This window comes from Pseudomonas mangiferae, assembly GCF_007109405.1.
Lineage (GTDB): Bacteria > Pseudomonadota > Gammaproteobacteria > Pseudomonadales > Pseudomonadaceae > Pseudomonas_T > Pseudomonas_T mangiferae.
On record NZ_VJOY01000004.1, the window covers coordinates 224226 to 240182 of the forward strand.

At 67.9% G+C, this 15957-nt stretch carries 15 protein-coding genes; 12 read left to right on the forward strand and 3 right to left on the reverse strand.

The window, feature by feature from the left end; all coding sequences use genetic code 11:
- Window positions 1-9: 9 nt before the first annotated feature.
- A complete protein-coding gene (locus FM069_RS07210; RefSeq protein WP_143487615.1) occupies window positions 10-1635 on the reverse strand; it encodes a diguanylate cyclase domain-containing protein in 1626 nt (541 codons plus the stop codon).
- Window positions 1636-1789: 154 nt separating this feature from the next.
- Here FM069_RS07210 and prfB point away from each other — a divergent pair.
- The 7 genes from prfB to FM069_RS07245 all read left to right on the forward strand — a co-directional run bounded on the left by prfB (window position 1790) and on the right by FM069_RS07245 (window position 8760).
- A protein-coding gene (gene prfB, locus FM069_RS07215) for a peptide chain release factor 2 (protein ID WP_143487616.1) occupies window positions 1790-2885 on the forward strand; the annotation gives its coding sequence in 2 pieces (ribosomal slippage) (window positions 1790-1861 and window positions 1863-2885; 1095 coding nt in all).
- A 98-nt stretch (window positions 2886-2983) separates the two neighbouring features.
- Entirely contained in the window at window positions 2984-4486 is a 1503-nt protein-coding gene (lysS, locus tag FM069_RS07220) for a lysine--tRNA ligase (protein ID WP_143487617.1), read from the forward strand.
- Between the two features lie 345 nt (window positions 4487-4831).
- Window positions 4832-5545, forward strand: a complete 714-nt coding sequence (locus tag FM069_RS07225; RefSeq protein ID WP_143487618.1) for a TetR/AcrR family transcriptional regulator — start codon at window positions 4832-4834, stop codon at window positions 5543-5545.
- 139 nt (window positions 5546-5684) lie between these two features.
- Window positions 5685-6980 carry a flavohemoglobin expression-modulating QEGLA motif protein gene (locus FM069_RS07230; RefSeq protein ID WP_143487619.1) on the forward strand — a complete coding sequence of 432 codons (1296 nt, stop codon included), beginning with the start codon at window positions 5685-5687 and terminating at the stop codon, window positions 6978-6980.
- Between the two features lie 9 nt (window positions 6981-6989).
- Window positions 6990-7931: an alpha/beta hydrolase gene (locus FM069_RS07235; RefSeq protein ID WP_143487620.1), complete on the forward strand. Its 942-nt coding sequence runs from the start codon at window positions 6990-6992 to the stop codon at window positions 7929-7931.
- Window positions 7928-8251 carry a hypothetical protein gene (locus FM069_RS07240; RefSeq protein WP_143487621.1) on the forward strand — a complete coding sequence of 108 codons (324 nt, stop codon included), beginning with the start codon at window positions 7928-7930 and terminating at the stop codon, window positions 8249-8251. The genes FM069_RS07235 and FM069_RS07240 overlap by 4 nt, the downstream gene beginning before the upstream one ends.
- A 5-nt stretch (window positions 8252-8256) precedes the next feature.
- On the forward strand, window positions 8257-8760 hold the full coding sequence (locus FM069_RS07245) for an O-acetyl-ADP-ribose deacetylase (protein WP_143487622.1): 504 nt from the start codon (window positions 8257-8259) through the stop codon (window positions 8758-8760).
- Window positions 8761-8821: 61 nt separating this feature from the next.
- Here the strand turns inward: FM069_RS07245 and FM069_RS07250 are convergent, their stop codons facing one another.
- Window positions 8822-9619 (reverse strand): OmpA family protein, encoded by a 798-nt coding sequence (locus FM069_RS07250; protein WP_143487623.1) that lies wholly within the window; start codon window positions 9617-9619, stop codon window positions 8822-8824.
- Between the two features lie 44 nt (window positions 9620-9663).
- Window positions 9664-10083 carry a DUF4398 domain-containing protein gene (locus FM069_RS07255; protein ID WP_143487624.1) on the reverse strand — a complete coding sequence of 140 codons (420 nt, stop codon included), beginning with the start codon at window positions 10081-10083 and terminating at the stop codon, window positions 9664-9666.
- A 306-nt stretch (window positions 10084-10389) separates the two neighbouring features.
- On the opposite strand from FM069_RS07255, the gene ppc reads away from it, so the two are divergent.
- The 5 genes from ppc to FM069_RS07280 all read left to right on the forward strand — a co-directional run bounded on the left by ppc (window position 10390) and on the right by FM069_RS07280 (window position 15936).
- A complete protein-coding gene (gene ppc / locus FM069_RS07260; RefSeq protein WP_143487625.1) occupies window positions 10390-13026 on the forward strand; it encodes a phosphoenolpyruvate carboxylase in 2637 nt (878 codons plus the stop codon).
- 155 nt (window positions 13027-13181) lie between these two features.
- Window positions 13182-13829, forward strand: coding sequence for an adenylate kinase (adk, locus tag FM069_RS07265; RefSeq protein ID WP_143487626.1), 648 nt, complete (start codon window positions 13182-13184; stop codon window positions 13827-13829).
- Window positions 13830-13952: 123 nt separating this feature from the next.
- On the forward strand, window positions 13953-14624 hold the full coding sequence (gene tsaB / locus FM069_RS07270) for a tRNA (adenosine(37)-N6)-threonylcarbamoyltransferase complex dimerization subunit type 1 TsaB (RefSeq protein ID WP_143487627.1): 672 nt from the start codon (window positions 13953-13955) through the stop codon (window positions 14622-14624).
- Window positions 14625-14722: 98 nt separating this feature from the next.
- Window positions 14723-15079, forward strand: coding sequence for a hypothetical protein (locus FM069_RS07275; RefSeq protein WP_143487628.1), 357 nt, complete (start codon window positions 14723-14725; stop codon window positions 15077-15079).
- Complete coding sequence (locus tag FM069_RS07280; RefSeq protein ID WP_143487629.1) at window positions 15079-15936, forward strand: DUF72 domain-containing protein; 858 nt, start codon at window positions 15079-15081, stop codon at window positions 15934-15936. The genes FM069_RS07275 and FM069_RS07280 overlap by 1 nt, the downstream gene beginning before the upstream one ends.
- Window positions 15937-15957: the final 21 nt, after the last annotated feature.

Sequence of the window (15957 nt, forward strand, 5' to 3'; positions counted from 1 at the left end):
AAGGAGGGTTCAGTCGCCGTGGAACTCGGCACGGTTGCGCCCGGCGGCCTTGGCGCGGTACAGGGCCTGGTCGGCCAGTTCCATCACCGCGCTCATCTCGAAGCTGTCCTGCGGCCACAGGGCGCCGCCAATGCTGCAGCCGACCGTGACCACGCCTTCCGCCAGGACCACCGGCTCCCGCAGGCTGTTCAGCACCCGCGAGGCGATCTGGGCGCTCTGGGGGCGGGCATGTTCCCGGTGCACCTGCAGCGCCATGACGAACTCGTCGCCACCCAGGCGCGCCACCAGGTCGCCTTCCCGCAGGCACCCGCGCAGGCGCACGGCCACCTCCTTGAGCAGCAGGTCGCCGGCGGCGTGGCCATAGCGGTCGTTCACCGGCTTGAAGCCGTCCAGGTCGACGTAGAGCAGGGCCAGGCAGTCCTGCTCCGACCGATTGCGTTGCTGGGCATAGCGCAGGTACTTGCCCAGGGCGTTGCGGTTCGGCAGGCCGGTGAGCGCATCGTGGTGCGCCAGGCTTTCCATTTCCCCCAGCTGGTACTCCTGCTGGGTGAGGTTCTCCACCATGTTGCGGATGGAGCGGCTGAGGGAATGAATTTCGCTGCTGCCGCCGACTTCGGGGATCACCGCGATCTGCCCGGAGCTGATGCGGTCGGCGGCCTGGGCGATGTCCCGCAGCGGCCGGGTGTAGAGCGCCGCCACCAGCCAGCCGACGAAGCCGCAGAGCAGGGCCAGGATCGCGCCCCACTTGAGGGTATCCCGGCGCATCTCGTAGGCCGGTGCATAGGCCACGTCCAGGGGCTGGCGGGCCACCACCACCCAGCCGAGGCCCTGGTAGTCGCCGTTGCCCTGGCTGCGGGCATAGGCGGTCAGGTAGTCGCGCTGGTCCGGCCATGCCTGCACCGCCCAGCCGGTGTCGGTGGGCTTGTTCACCACCGGCAGGTCCAGGTCCTGGCCAATGCTCTCCCGCGGGCCGAGCAGGACCGTGCCGTCCTTGGCCAGCACGAAGAACTCCACCTCGTCGCGGTCCTGCTGGGGCAGCATCAGGGAGGTGCGCACTTCCTCGGCCCAGGCCCAGGACAGGTGGGTGCCCAGCACACCGACGATGGTGCGCTCGTCCGTGCCGGTGATGGGCAGGCTGATGTCGACGAACTTCATCGCCTCGCCGGTGGGGTTGGGCAGCAGCTTGGCCAGCAGCACGGCCTCGTGCACGTCGCCGACGAAGCGACCTTTGAGCCCCTCGCTGAAGACCGGCCGCTGGGCGATGTTGGCGCCCTGCAACAGGCCATCGGTGGAGGCCAGCACCTGGCCGCTGGGGTCCATGTAGCCGGTCCAGGCCACGGACTTGAACTGGGTCTTCATGCGGTCCAGCAGCACGCGAATCTGCTGCGGGTCCTTCGGGTCACGCAGGGCGTTCAGGGAGCCCAGCACATCCAGCATGCGCGCCCGGTTGGCCATGTCGCGGTCCAGGCGCTCGACCATCTGGTAGGAAAGGTCCGCCAACTGCCGGCCCACCGCTTTGCGGATACGGGTGCTGGAGTCGTGGTAGATGGTGCTGCCCAGGACGGTGCAGAGGGTGACGGCCAACAGCGCGATGAACAGAGCGAAGCGGGTGCGTAGGCTGTGGGATGAGAGCATGGGGGCGGGCGGTCTCTTGTCTAGCGAGGCAGATCGGCACATCCCCTGTAGCCCGAAAGAGACGGCCAGTATGCCGCAGGGCGGGCTGCCAGGTAAGGCCGACTTAGGTATACTCGCAGGCTTTTCCGAAGTTTAGCCTGTGAGTGACGACACCATGGAAATCAATCCGATCCTCAACGCCATCAAGGATCTGTCCGAGCGCACCCAGACCATTCGGGGGTATCTTTGACTACGATCAGAAGCATGATCGTCTCGTCGAAGTAAACCGCGAACTCGAAGACCCCAACGTCTGGAACAACCCCGAATACGCCCAGAACCTCGGCCGCGAACGCGCGTCCCTGGCGCAGATCGTCGAGACCCTCGATGACCTGAGCGGCGGCCTGAGCGATTCCCGCGACCTGCTGGACATGGCCGTCGAGGAGAACGACGAGGGCGCGGTGAACGACGTCGCCACCGAGGTCGAGCGCCTGCGGGATATCCTCGAGAAGCTGGAATTCCGCCGCATGTTCAGCGGCGAGATGGACGCCAACAACTGCTACCTGGACATCCAGGCCGGCTCCGGCGGCACCGAGGCTCAGGACTGGGGCAACATGCTGCTGCGCATGTACCTGCGCTGGGCCGACAAGCACGGCTTCGACGCCACCATCATCGAGCTGTCCGAGGGCGAGGTCGCCGGCATCAAGGGCGCCACCGTGCACATCAAGGGCGAGTACGCCTTCGGCTGGCTGCGTACCGAGATCGGCGTGCACCGGCTGGTGCGCAAGAGCCCGTTCGACTCCGGCAACCGCCGCCACACCTCGTTCACCGCGGTGTTCGTGTCGCCCGAGATCGACGACAACATCGAAATCGAGATCAACCCGGCGGACCTGCGCATCGACACCTACCGCTCCTCCGGTGCCGGCGGCCAGCACGTGAACACCACCGACTCCGCGGTGCGCATCACCCACGTGCCTACCAACACCGTGGTGGCGTGCCAGAACGAGCGCTCCCAGCACGCCAACAAGGACACCGCCATGAAGATGCTGCGGGCCAAGTTGTACGAGCAGGAGATGCAGAAACGCAACGCCGCGTCCCAGGCCCTGGAGGACTCCAAGTCCGACATCGGCTGGGGTCACCAGATCCGCTCCTACGTGCTGGACCAGTCCCGCATCAAGGACCTGCGCACCGGCGTCGAGCGCAGCGACTGCGACAAGGTGCTGGACGGCGACCTGGACGAATACCTCGAAGCCAGCCTGAAACAGGAGCTCTAGCCACGCCCTTCGCCGCGCACCGCCTGTCCGGGCGGCGCGTGGTTCCACCGCTTGAACCCGGTGCCTTTCCCGCGCACCCCTGACGGAAATCCACGACCATGAGCGAACAACCGCTGAACGAGCACGCCCTGCACGAGGAAGAGAACAAGCTGATCGCCCAGCGCAAGGAAAAGCTCACCGGGCTGCGCGACACCCAGCCGAACGTCTTCCCCAACGACTTCCGCCGCGACAGCTACTGCCAGGACCTGCAGACGCGCTACGAAGGCAAGAGCAAGGAAGAGCTGGAAGGCGCGGGGATCAAGGTCAAGGTGGCCGGGCGCCTGATGCTCAACCGCGGCGCGTTCATGGTGATCCAGGACATGACCGGGCGCATCCAGCTCTACGTGGACCGCAAGGGCCTGCCGGCCGAGACCCTGGAAGCGGTCAAGCACTGGGATCTGGGCGACATCATCGCCGCCGAAGGCAGCCTGGCGCGTTCCGGCAAGGGCGACCTGTACGTGCACATGGACCGCGTGCAGTTGCTGACCAAGTCCCTGCGACCGCTGCCGGACAAGTTCCACGGCCTCACCGACACCGAGCAGCGCTACCGCCAGCGCTACGTCGACCTGATCGTCAACGACGAGGTGCGCCGGACCTTCCGCGTGCGCTCCCAGGTGATCGCCCACATCCGCCGTTTCCTCGCCGAGCGGGACTTCCTCGAAGTGGAAACGCCGATGCTGCAGACCATTCCCGGCGGCGCCGCGGCCAAGCCCTTCGAGACCTTCCATAACGCCCTGGACATGCCCATGTTCCTGCGCATCGCGCCGGAGCTGTACCTCAAGCGGCTGGTGGTGGGCGGCTTCGAGAAGGTCTTCGAGATCAACCGCAACTTCCGCAACGAAGGCGTCTCGACCCGGCACAACCCCGAATTCACCATGCTGGAGTTCTACCAGGCCTACGCCGACTACGAAGACAACATGGACCTCACCGAGGAACTGTTCCGCGAGTTGGCCATGAGCGTGCTGGGCAGCACCGACGTGCCCTACGGCGACAAGGTGTTCCACTTCGGCGAACCGTTCGCCCGGCTCTCCGTGTTCGACTCGATCCTCCAGTACAACCCGGAGATCAGCGCCGACGACCTGCGCGACCTGGACAAGGCCCGCGCCCTGGCGAAGAAGGCCGGTGCCGACGTGAAGGGCTTCGAGGGCCTGGGCAAGCTGCAGACCATGATCTTCGAGGAACTGGTGGAGCACCGGCTGGAGCAGCCCACCTTCATCACCCGCTACCCGTTCGAAGTCTCGCCCCTGGCCCGTCGCAGCGACGACGATCCCAGCGTCACCGACCGCTTCGAGCTGTTCATCGGCGGCCGCGAGATCGCCAACGCCTATTCCGAGCTGAACGATGCCGAGGACCAGGCCGAGCGCTTCCACGCCCAGGTCCGCGACAAGGACGCTGGCGACGACGAGGCCATGCACTTCGACGCGGACTTCGTCGCCGCTCTGGAATACGGCATGCCGCCCACCGCTGGCGAGGGCATCGGCATCGACCGCCTGGTGATGCTGCTGACCGATTCGCCGTCGATCCGCGACGTCATCCTGTTCCCCCACATGCGCCCGCTGTAACCCCGCGGCACGCTGTCCACGAGACCGCCCTTCGAGGCGGTCTCGTCGTTTCTGGCACTGCGACCATTCGCCGCGGAACCGGAGCGCCGGTCGGCTGGATCACGCTCTGCCGGCACTTGCCATACGACCTTCGGTCTGACCGTTCCGGCAGGTTTAGGTCGCATCTTTGGTTCAAGCAGTGATAATGGCACTTTGACGAGGCGCTACGCGGGTAGCGCCCCTGCGGCGGCAGTCCGCGGCGACCGGTCCCACGCGGGGCTGGCCGCCCGGAGCGCCGGCATTCCGTATCGTCGCCCCGGGCCTGGCCAGCGCCCGATCGGCGCGTCGTTTCCAGGAGTACGTGTCTTGACCGAGAAGTCCTATCACGAGAGCGCGGCGCGGGTCGCCGGCGCGGTCGCCGAGAGCGTGAAGTATCAGGGCCGTAAAGCCAGCCGCCAGGGCAGCGAGCAGCGCCGCCAGGCGATCCTCGACGCCGCCATGCGGATCATCGTGCGCGACGGCGTGCGGGCCGTGCGCCACCGGGCGGTGGCCGCCGAGGCGGCGGTGCCGCTGTCGGCCACCACGTATTATTTCAAGGACATCAACGACCTCATCACCGACACCTTCGCCCAGTTCGTCGAGCGCAGCGCGGAGATGCTCGGCGCCTTCTGGGCGAACATGGAGGACGATCTCAAGGTGTTCGAGGCGGCCGCCTCGGGCGACCGCGCCTCCCGCCGCCGGCAGGCCGAGAACATGGTGGAAATGGCCATCGGCTACGTCACCGGCCAGCTCCGGGAGAACCGCGAGATGCTCCTGGCCGAGCAGGCCTTCCGCCAGGAGGCGTTGCTCAACCCGGCGCTGCGGGAACTGGCCGAGGCGCACCGGCGCATCCTCTACCGCGGCGTCGACCAGTTCTTCCGCATCATCGGCTCCGCCGAGCCGGCCCAGGACGCCCAGATATTGACCGCCCTCATCCTGCGCATGGAATATCAGGGCCTGCTGGACGGCGCGGACAATCCGGACCTCGATCGCATGCGGGCGGTGTTCAAGCGCTACCTTTATCTGGTGATGGGGCTCTAGGCTGTACGAAGACCGCCCGGGCCCGGCGAGGCGCCGTTGAAGAACGGGCCGTTTCACCGGGCTCGACGTGCATTCGGGCGGCCCTGGCCGGAGCGCTCCCGCGAGCGTGGCGTCGTCCCTGTCCGAACACGAGGTACCGATGACCCTTAGCACCACGAGCCGACCGTATCACCAGATCATCCGCGATCTCTCCGATCGCATCGTCCTGGCGCAGACGCCGATCCGCGTGCTGGACGCCGTGAAGTGGGACGAAGGGGTGCGCAGCACCTTCCTCGAAGGCGGCGGCCGGCGCCTGCCGCCGGTGGACCGCGCCTACTACGAGAGCCGTCCCCTGGCCTTCGACCCCGTGGCGAAGAAGCTGGAATTCCAGAACATCGAGCGGGACATCACCCGCCAGCTCGGCCAGTTCAACCCGGTCGGCGGCATCATGCGGCGCATGTGCAAGGAATACCGCATGGTCATCCGCATGCTGGAGGCCCGCGGCACCGCGGACTTCGGCCTGATCTCCCAGGAGCTCTACGGGGCGGCCTCCGACGCCTTCCACGCCGGCGACCCGACCCTGGCCGACCTGGGGCTGATGCTCTCCGACTACCTGAACAACATCGATGGCCGCGGCGACCTGAAGGACGAACCCAAGACCCTCAACGCCAGCGATGCCGTGGCCCTGCTGCGGGAGCGCCTGGGCCAGGTGTTCGGCGAGGGGGAGGGGGCGATCCGCGTCTTCGAGTCCGACGGCATCGTCGCCGACGCCGCCGCCGGGGCCGACTACATCAAGGTGCGCGCCGACGCGCTGTTCAACGAGCGGGACGTGCGCGCCCTGGAGGTGCACGAGGGGCTGGTGCACGTGGGGACCACCCTCAACGGCCTCAACCAGCCCATCTGCACCTTCCTCTCCAAGGGGCCGCCGTCGTCCACCGTTACCCAGGAAGGCCTGGCGATCCTCATGGAGGTGATCGCCTTCGCCTCCTACCCGTCGCGCCTGCGCAAGCTGACCAACCGCACCCGGGCCATCCACATGGCGGAGGAGGGCGCGGACTTCCTCGACGTGCACCGGTTCTTCCTCGACCAGGGCTACAACCTGGAGGATGCCTACGGCAACGCCAGCCGCGTATTCCGCGGGTCTGCTCCGGACGGCCTGCCCTTCACCAAGGACCTGTCCTACCTGAAGGGTTTCATCATGATCTACAACTACATCCAACTGGCGGTGCGCAAGGGCAAGCTGGAGCAGATCCCGCTGCTGTTCTGCGGCAAGACCACCCTGGAGGACATGCGCACCCTGCGCCAACTGGTGGACGAAGGCCTGGTGGTGCCGCCGAAGTACCTGCCGCCGCAGTTCCGCGACCTCAACGCGCTGTCCGCCTGGATGTGCTTCTCCAACTTCCTCAATCACCTGAGCCTGGACCGCATCGAGGCGGACTACGCGAACATCCTCTGAGCCGACTCCATGCCGCTGTTTCCCCGCTTCCTCGTCGCTGCCGCCGTCCTCGTTCGGGCCGTGCGCCGTTTCCGCTGGCTGGCGCTATTGGTGACCGTGGGCTGCGTGCAGGGCTGCAGTTCGCTGCTGTTCTACCCCCAGCCGGGCCTGCCGTTCACTCCCCAGCGGGCGCACCTGATGTACCGCGACGTCTACCTGACCGCCACCGACGGCACGCGCCTGCATGGCTGGTGGCTGCCGGCCAAGGCGGGCGTCGAACCGAAAGGGACCGTGCTGCACCTGCACGGCAACGGCGGCAACCTGTCGATGCACCTGGGGGGCAGCTACTGGCTGCCGGAGGCGGGCTATCAGGTCCTGATGCTGGACTACCGCGGCTACGGGCTGTCCGAGGGCAGCCCGTCCCTGCCGGCGGTGTACCAGGACCTGGACGCCGCTTTCGACTGGCTGCGGCAATCGCCCGAGGCGAGTGGCAAGCCGCTGGTGGTGCTGGGGCAGAGCATCGGCGGGGCGCTGGCAATCCACTACCTGGCCGAACACCCGGCGCGGCGCCAGGCGCTGCATGCCCTGGTGCTGGACGGCGTGCCCGCCAGCTACCGCGAGGTGGCGCGCAACACCCTGGCCGGGGCCTGGCTGACCTGGCCGTTGCAGGTGCCGCTGTCCTGGCTGGTGCCGGACGGCGAGCGGGCGCTGGACGCCATGCCGCGCCTGGCCGGCCTGCCGATGCTGATCTACCACAGCCTGGATGACGACATCGTGCCCCTTTCCAATGGCGTGCGCTTGTATCAAGCTGCGCCGCCGCCGCGGGTGTTCCAGCCGACCCGGGGCGGTCATGTGCAGACCTTCGCCGACCCGGTCTGGCGCGAGGTGATGCTGCGCTACCTCGACGACCCGCGCGGGTTCGTCGGCCTGCGTCGGCTGGCTGAAGTCCCGAACCCCGAGAGCCCCCAATGAGCGAACGCAACCCCCTTCCGCTGATCGTCACCGGCATCTGCAGCATCATCGGCACCGTCCTGGTGCTCTGGTACTACGGCTACCTGCACTTCGCCAAGGAGGAGGATGCGCTGCTGCTGGCGGAGTTCACCATGCTCAAGTCGATCCCCGGCGAGGACACCAAGCTGTCCCTGCAACCGGCCGACCAGGGCGCCCAGTGCATCGACGGCGTGCTGGTGCTGTTCGACACCACCCAGAAGGGCCTGTCCGGCGTGCTGGTGGACAACCGCAAGCGCGCCGTGCGCTGCCTCGGCCAGGAAACCCCGCAAGCGGAGCAGTGAGCACCATGGAGATCGACGTTCAGCAGGGCGACATCATGCGGCTCGACGTGGACGCCATCGTCAACGCCGCCAACGAGTCGCTGCTGGGCGGCGGCGGGGTGGACGGCGCCATACACCGCGCGGCCGGCCCGGCCTTGCTGGAGCATTGCCGCACGCTGGGTGGGTGCCCCACCGGCGAGGCGCGGATCACCCCTGGCTTCGGCCTGCTGGCGCGGCACGTCATCCACACGGTGGGGCCTGTCTGGCGGGGCGGTACCCATGGCGAGCCGGCGCTGCTGGACGCCTGCTACCACAACAGCCTGGCCCTGGCGGAGCAGAACGGTCTGGCCAGCATTGCTTTTCCTGCCATCAGTTGCGGCATCTACGGCTACCCCCTGGAGGCGGCCGCCGCCATCGCGATTCGCGTCCTCAGGGCGCCGCGTCCCGAGGGCAGCTCCCTGCAGCGGGCGACCCTGGTGGCGTTCTCGGCGGACATGGCCGCGCTGTATCGGCGCCTGCTGTCCGCCTGACACGAACCGCCAGCCATGAAAAAGCCCCGCCATGGCGGGGCTTTTTCGTTGCGTGTCCGGCTTATTGCAGGACGCGCGGGCCGCGCGGAGCCACCGGCTCCGGACCGTTGGACACGGTCACTTCCACGCGACGGTTGAGGGCGCGGTTGCTGGCCGTGGCGTTGTCGGCCACCGGGTAGTCCTTGCCGAAGCCCTGGGTGGTGATGCGCTGCGGCGAGACACCCATGGACACCAGGGCGCGACGGACCGAGTCGGCACGGGCCTGGGACAGGCGCAGGTTGTGCTCGACGGTGCCAGTGCTGTCGGTGAAGCCTTCCACCACGACCAGGCGCTCGGGGTGCTGGTTGAGGAAGGTGGCCAATTGCTGCACGTTGGCCAGGCCGCTGCGCTTCAGTTCGGCGCGGTCCACCTCGAACAGCATGTCACCCAGGGTGATCACCGAACCGCGGTCGGTCTGCTGCGGCTTCAGGTTCTGCAGCTCGTTCTTCAGGATGTTCATCTGCTGGGTGCGCGCATCCAGCTGAGCCTGGGTACGCTGGGACGCAGCATTACGCAGGTCGGACTCGGCGGTACGCAGACGGATGGTTTCCTGGGCGACCTGCACGCGCTGGTTGGTCAGGTAGGCCAGCTGGTCCACGTGGGAGGCGTCCTGCTTGTCGCGATAGGCCTGCTCGGCGCGGTTCAGCATGTCGCCGGCTTCCTTGGTTTCCAGGGCGGCGAGGCTGTTGGCCTGGGGCTGGCTCTGCAAGGTCGAGTAGTTGCTGCGGGCCTGTTCCAGGTTCGGGTTGGGCTTGGAGGCGCAGGCCACCATGGCCAGGCTGAGAGCGGACAGTACGGGAATGGCGATGAACTTATTCATGAGGAATCGTCCTTTTTCGGAAATATCGTGGAATTCGGGCGGGATCAGTTATTGATGATGATCGGGGCCCGGCTACCTTCCTCACGCAGTTGCTGCACGCCTTGCTGGGCATCCTGCACCGCTTTCTCCGCCTTCACGGCCTGGGCCTTGCGCTCGGCGACGCGGGCATCCCACTCGGCCTGTTCGGCGAGGCGGCGCGCTTCGTCATAGTGCTTGTCGTGCATCTGCATTTCCGCCTGGTTCAGCTTGTCCTGGGCACTCTTCATTTCAACCGGGGCGTACTCGGTGGCGCCGGCGCTCACGGCGCTCTTCACCACGGTATTGGTCACGGCGAACTGCTCGGTGGGTGGGTTGCCGGCGCAACCGGCCAGCAGCACGCTGCTGCCCAGGGCGAGGGCGGTGACGTTGAAGCCACGAAGCGAGGAGGGGGACAGGGCGAAGGTCTTCATGGGTATCGGCTCCATTGGGGGATTTTCCTGAAACACTGGCGGCTCAAGCCGTTGCAGGTCCGTGGCGAACCGTATCCACCATGTTCGTTTCATTTGGTGGATTTTTCGCCGTCTTTAGGCGCGACTGGGGGATTTTCCGGCCGCTGGCCTCGTGTTATGGGGTGTGACCGGCCGTCGTTTGCAAATGTTCAAAGTTTTCGCACGATGACGCCGAGGCAGCGGTGACTGTGGCGTGGAGCGAACGCCGGAGGCTGTATTCCCGGTGTAACTTCATGGCGCCGGGGGACTCTCAACAGAGCGAGCCGCAAGGAGATGCCGCCAATGAGGGAAATCGACGCACGTCTGCGCGAGGACGTACACCTGCTGGGCGAACTGCTCGGCGAGACCATGCGCCTGCAATACGGCGACGAGTTTCTCGACAAGATCGAGCGCATCCGCAAGGCCGCCAAGGCCGCGCGCCAGGGCTCGGAGGCCGGGCACCAAGCCCTCACCGACAGCCTCGCCGGCCTCGGCGAAGATGAGCTGCTGCCGGTCACCCGTGCGTTCAACCAGTTCCTCAACCTGGCCAACATCGCCGAGCAGTACCACCACATCCGTCGGCGCCGCCCCGGCGAGGCGGAGCCTTTCGAGAACCGGGTGCTGGGCGAACTGCTGGGGCGCCTGCGGGAAACCGGCCTCGGTGGCGAGGAACTGGCCAGCCAGTTCGCCCGCCTGGACGTCGAGCTGGTGCTCACTGCCCACCCCACCGAGGTGGCACGCCGCACCCTGATCCAGAAGTACGATGCCATCGCCGAGGCGCTGGGTCGCCTCGATCACCGCGACCTCACCGAAGCCGAGCGCGGCGACGGGCGCCGGCGCCTGCAGCGGCTGATCGCCGAGGCCTGGCACACCGAGGAAATCCGTCATCGCCGGCCCACGGCGGTGGACGAAGCCAAGTGGGGCTTCGCGGTGATCGAGCATTCCCTCTGGGAAGCGGTGCCCAACATGCTGCGTCGCGCCGATGCAGTGCTGTTCCAGCACACCGGCCAGCGGTTGCCCCTGGATGCCGCGCCGCTGCGCATCGCCTCGTGGATGGGCGGCGATCGCGACGGCAACCCCAACGTCACGGCGGTGGCCAGCCGCGAGGTGCTGCTGCTGGCGCGCTGGATGGCCGCCGACCTGTTCCTGCGGGATGTGGACCGCCTGGCCGCCGACCTGTCCATGCACCAGGCCAGTGACGAGATGCGGGTCCGGGTGGGCGTGCACCCCGAACCCTACCGGGCCCTGCTCAAGGCGCTCCGGGACCGCCTGCGGGCCACCCGCGCCTGGGCCGAGACCGCCCTGCACGACACGGTGCCGCCAGGCCCCGAGGTGCTGCTGGACAACCGCGACCTGATCGAGCCCTTGGAGTGCTGCCACCGGTCGCTGCATGCCTGCGGCATGGGCGTGGTGGCCGATGGTGCGCTGCTGGACTGCCTGCGCCGGGCGACCACCTTCGGCCTGTTCCTGGTGCGCCTGGACATCCGCCAGGAAGCCAGCCGCCACAGCGCCGCCCTTAGCGAGATCACCGAGTACCTGGACCTGGGGCGCTACGAGGACTGGCCGGAGGCGGAACGCGTGCGCTTCCTCTCGGCCGAGCTGGACAATCGCCGGCCACTGCTGCCGCCGGACTACGCCCCTGCCAAGGAAACCGCCGAGGTGCTCGCCACCTGCCGGGTGATCGCCGAGGCGCCGGCCGCGTCCCTTGGGTCCTATGTGATTTCCATGGCCGCCGCGCCTTCCGATGTGCTGGCGGTACAACTGCTGCTCAAGGAGACCGGGCTGCGCCGGCCCATGCGGGTGGTGCCGCTGTTCGAGACCCTCACCGACCTGGACAATGCCGGCCCGGTGGTGGACGGCCTGTTGGCGCTGCCGGGCTACCGGGAGCGGCTGTACGGGCCTCAGGAGGTAATGATCGGCTACTCCGACTCGGCCAAGGATGCCGGCACCACCGCCGCGGCCTGGGCCCAGTACCGCGCCCAGGAAACCCTGGTGGAGATCTGCAAGCGCCACGGCGTGGAGCTGCTGCTGTTCCATGGCCGCGGCGGCACTGTCGGGCGGGGCGGCGGCCCGGCCCATGCGGCCATCCTGTCCCAGCCGCCGGGCTCGGTGAATGGTCGCTTCCGCACCACCGAGCAGGGAGAAATGATCCGCTTCAAGTTCGGCCTGCCGGCCATCGCCGAGCAGAACCTGGCGCTCTACCTGGCCGCGGTGCTGGAGGCGACCTTGCAACCGCCGCCGACCCCGGAGCCTGCCTGGCGTGAGGAAATGGACCGGCTGGCGGCGGATGGCCTGGCCGGCTACCGGGAGATCGTCCGCGAGCACCCGCGCTTCGTCGCCTATTTCCGCCAGGCCACCCCGGAGCAGGAACTGGGTCGCCTGCCCCTGGGCAGCCGCCCGGCCAAGCGGCGCGCCGGCGGCGTGGAAAGCCTGCGGGCGATCCCCTGGATTTTCGCCTGGACACAGACCCGGCTGATGCTGCCGGCCTGGCTGGGCTGGGAACGGGCGCTGGAGCAGGCCGGCGAACGCGGCGAGGACGACCTGCTGCGCACCATGCGCGACCGCTGGCCGTTCTTCCGTACCCGCATCGACATGCTGGAGATGGTGCTGGCCAAGGCCGAGGTCGCCATCGCCGAGCTGTATGACGAGCGCCTGGTGGAGACTGAATTGCGACCGCTCGGGGCGCAGTTGCGCGGCCTATTGTCGCAGGTGCGCGCGGATGTGCTGACGCTGACCGATCAGTCGGAGCTGCTCGGCCACAGTCCGGAAACCCGCGAGTCCATCGAGGTACGCAACATCTACCTTGACCCGTTGCACCTGCTCCAGATGGAGCTTCTGGCCCGTTCCAGACAGGCTGGCGAGACCGCAGAAAGCCCTCTGGAACAGGCGTTACTGGTGAGCGTGGCGGGGATCGCCGCAGGCCTTCGCAACACCGGTTGACAGGCCCTGCGCTCCGACTTTCGGCGTCTTGTGCGGGGTGGGTGCGCTGTGTATCTTGGTCAGCCTTTTGGCCGTTCGACGACGCCAACGACGAATAGTGAGATTGGCCCCACGAGGCGAATCCGACGTTTCTACCTATCTTGAGGAGCACATCGATGCGCGTGATTCTGCTGGGGGCGCCCGGTGCCGGCAAAGGTACCCAGGCTCGCTTCATCACCGAGAAATTCGCTATTCCGCAAATCTCCACGGGCGACATGCTCCGCGCAGCGATCAAGGCCGGTTCCCCCCTGGGCTTGGAGGTCAAGGGTGTAATGGACAGCGGCGGGCTGGTTTCCGATGACCTGATCATCGGCCTGGTCAAGGAACGCATCGCCCAGCCGGATTGCGCCAACGGCTTCCTGTTTGACGGCTTCCCGCGCACCATTCCCCAGGCCGAAGCCCTGGAGCACGCCGGGGTGACTCTCGACCACGTGGTGGAAATCGCCGTCGATGACGAAGAAATCGTCTCGCGCATCGCCGGTCGCCGCGTGCACCCGGCCTCCGGCCGCGTGTACCACACCGTCTACAACCCGCCGAAGGTGGCCGATGTCGACGATGTTTCCGGCGAACCGCTGGTGCAGCGCGAAGACGACCAGGAAGGCACCATCCGCCATCGCCTGTCGGTCTACCACTCCCAGACCAAGCCGCTGGTGGATTTCTACCAGCACCTGGCCGCCGACCGCGGCACCCCGACCTACACCCGCGTGGCCGGCGTCGGCAGCGTGGAAGAGATCACCGCGAAAGTCTTCGACGCTCTCCGCTGATCCTCGCCTTTCACCGTCCGGCCACTCGCTCCAGGCCGGACGGCCCCTCCCGCCGCACCGCTTCCTTCCCGCCTGTTCCGACCTGCTACAATCGCCGGCCTTTTTGACCGCCGGACTCCCTCGATGACCACGCTGCTGGCCCTGGATACCGCCACCGAAGCCTGCTCGGTCGCCCTGCTGCACGACGGCCGGGTGCTCAGTCACTACGAGGTGATCCCGCGCATGCACGCCCAGCGCCTGCTGCCCATGGTGCAGACGCTGCTGGAGCAGGCGGGGCTGGCGTTGAACCAGGTGGACGGCATCGCCTTCGGTCGGGGGCCCGGCGCCTTCACCGGCGTGCGCATCGCCGTGGGCGTGGTGCAGGGCCTGGCGTTCGCCCTGGAGCGGCCGGTCCTGCCGGTGTCCAACCTGGCCTGCCTGGCCCAGCGCGCCTGGCGCGAACACGGCGCTCGGCAGGTGGCGGCGGCCATCGACGCCCGGATGGACGAGGTCTACTGGGGCTGCTTCCGCCTGGACGGCGAGGAGATGCGCCCCCTGGGCCGCGAGGCGGTGCTGCCGCCGGAACAGGCCGGGTTGCCGGACGGTGACGAGTGGTTCGGCGCCGGCACCGGCTGGGGCACCTTCGCCGGGCGTCTGCCAGTGGTAGCCGCCTGCCAGGCCGACGCGCTGCCCCACGCCGAGGACCTGCTGACCCTGGCACGTTTCGCCTGGGCGCGAGGCGAGGCGGTGGCCGCCGACGAGGCCCAGCCGGTGTACCTGCGGGACAATGTGGCCACCCCGAAGAAGACCCCGTGACACCTTCCGTCAGCCCGTTTCCCGCGCGCGCCTCCGGCCGATTGCCAAGCCCCCGGCGCCTCGCTAAATTTGCCCCATCCACGCCGAGCTTCTGATCCATGCGCATCGACGGCTACGCCTCTTCTTCCTACCCGCTCGACCGCGGCTCCCGACCGGGAACCGCGGTCACGCCCTATCGCGAGGTCCAGCGCGAGGAAGAAGCACGCCGCGAGCAGCCGGCCACGCCGTCCACCACCCAGGGCCTGGAAAGCACCCCGCAGATTCGTCGGGTCCAGGCCGGCAACGCCAGCAGCGACAGCCTGCCGGTGCGCGTCCAGGAATACCTGGGCGGTTCTGCCAACTCGCGTTCCCTCAGCAACCGCGCCGCCCAGGCGCTGGCCAGCTACGACACCACCGCGCGCCTGCTCGACGACGTCGACAGCCAGGAAGTGCTGGGCCTCGACCTTTACGCCTGATGCTGCCGTACTACCTGGGCTGCCCGTCCTGGAACGAGCCCGCCTGGCGCGGCACCTTCTACCCCGATCACCTGAGCGCCTCGGAAACCCTGGCCCACTACGTCCAGGTGTTCAACGCCGTCGAGGGCAACACCACCTTCTATGCGCGCCCCTCACCCGAGGTGGTGCGACGCTGGGCCGAGGTGATGCCGGCGGGTTTCCGCTTCTGCGCCAAGCTGCCCCGGGACATCAGCCACGAGGGCGACCTGCGGGAGCGGCTTGGCGAGACTCGCGACTTCCTCGACCTGCTGGCGCCCCTTGGCGAGCGGGTCGCCCCCCTCTGGTTGCAACTGCCGGCCAGCTTCGGCCCGCCGCGCCTGGCGGAACTGGTCGCCTGGTTGGATGCCTTCGGGCATCGGCGCATCGCCGTGGAGGTGCGCCACGCCGCGTTCTTCGCCAAGGGCGATGAAGAACGGATGCTCAATCGCCTCCTGCGGGATCGGGGCGTCGAGCGCATCTGCCTGGATTCCCGCGCGCTTTTCGCCTGCACCGAGGACACCCCGGCGGTACGCCACGCCCAGTCCCGCAAGCCCCGCCTGCCCATCCGCCCCGCGGCGTTCAGCGACAGCCCCCAGGTGCGCTTCATCGGCGGCCCGAGCCTGGAGGCCAATGCAGCCTACCTCGGGGATTGGCTGGACAAGGTGGCGGACTGGATCGAGCAGGGCCTGACCCCCTTCGTTTTCCTGCACACCCCGGACAACCACCTGGCGGCGGCCCAGGCCAAGGCCTTCCATGCCGCCCTCGGCGAACGCCTCCCGGGCCTGCCGCCGTTGCTGGAGCTGGTGGAGCCGCCCATGGAGCAACTGGGCCTGCTCTGAACGTACCGCCTCGCTGGCCGC

Excerpts from the sequence above, each read along its gene's own strand:
- FM069_RS07210 (WP_143487615.1), bottom strand. The coding sequence starts at position 1,635 with ATGCTCTCATCCCACAGCCTACGCACCCGCTTCGCTCTGTTCATCGCG.
- lysS (WP_143487617.1), top strand. The coding sequence starts at position 2,984 with ATGAGCGAACAACCGCTGAACGAGCACGCCCTGCACGAGGAAGAGAAC.
- FM069_RS07230 (WP_143487619.1), top strand. The coding sequence starts at position 5,685 with ATGACCCTTAGCACCACGAGCCGACCGTATCACCAGATCATCCGCGAT.
- FM069_RS07235 (WP_143487620.1), top strand. The coding sequence starts at position 6,990 with ATGCCGCTGTTTCCCCGCTTCCTCGTCGCTGCCGCCGTCCTCGTTCGG.
- FM069_RS07240 (WP_143487621.1), top strand. The coding sequence starts at position 7,928 with ATGAGCGAACGCAACCCCCTTCCGCTGATCGTCACCGGCATCTGCAGC.
- FM069_RS07245 (WP_143487622.1), top strand. The coding sequence starts at position 8,257 with ATGGAGATCGACGTTCAGCAGGGCGACATCATGCGGCTCGACGTGGAC.
- FM069_RS07250 (WP_143487623.1), bottom strand. The coding sequence starts at position 9,619 with ATGAATAAGTTCATCGCCATTCCCGTACTGTCCGCTCTCAGCCTGGCC.
- FM069_RS07255 (WP_143487624.1), bottom strand. The coding sequence starts at position 10,083 with ATGGAGCCGATACCCATGAAGACCTTCGCCCTGTCCCCCTCCTCGCTT.
- ppc (WP_143487625.1), top strand. The coding sequence starts at position 10,390 with ATGAGGGAAATCGACGCACGTCTGCGCGAGGACGTACACCTGCTGGGC.
- adk (WP_143487626.1), top strand. The coding sequence starts at position 13,182 with ATGCGCGTGATTCTGCTGGGGGCGCCCGGTGCCGGCAAAGGTACCCAG.
- tsaB (WP_143487627.1), top strand. The coding sequence starts at position 13,953 with ATGACCACGCTGCTGGCCCTGGATACCGCCACCGAAGCCTGCTCGGTC.
- FM069_RS07275 (WP_143487628.1), top strand. The coding sequence starts at position 14,723 with ATGCGCATCGACGGCTACGCCTCTTCTTCCTACCCGCTCGACCGCGGC.
- FM069_RS07280 (WP_143487629.1), top strand. The coding sequence starts at position 15,079 with ATGCTGCCGTACTACCTGGGCTGCCCGTCCTGGAACGAGCCCGCCTGG.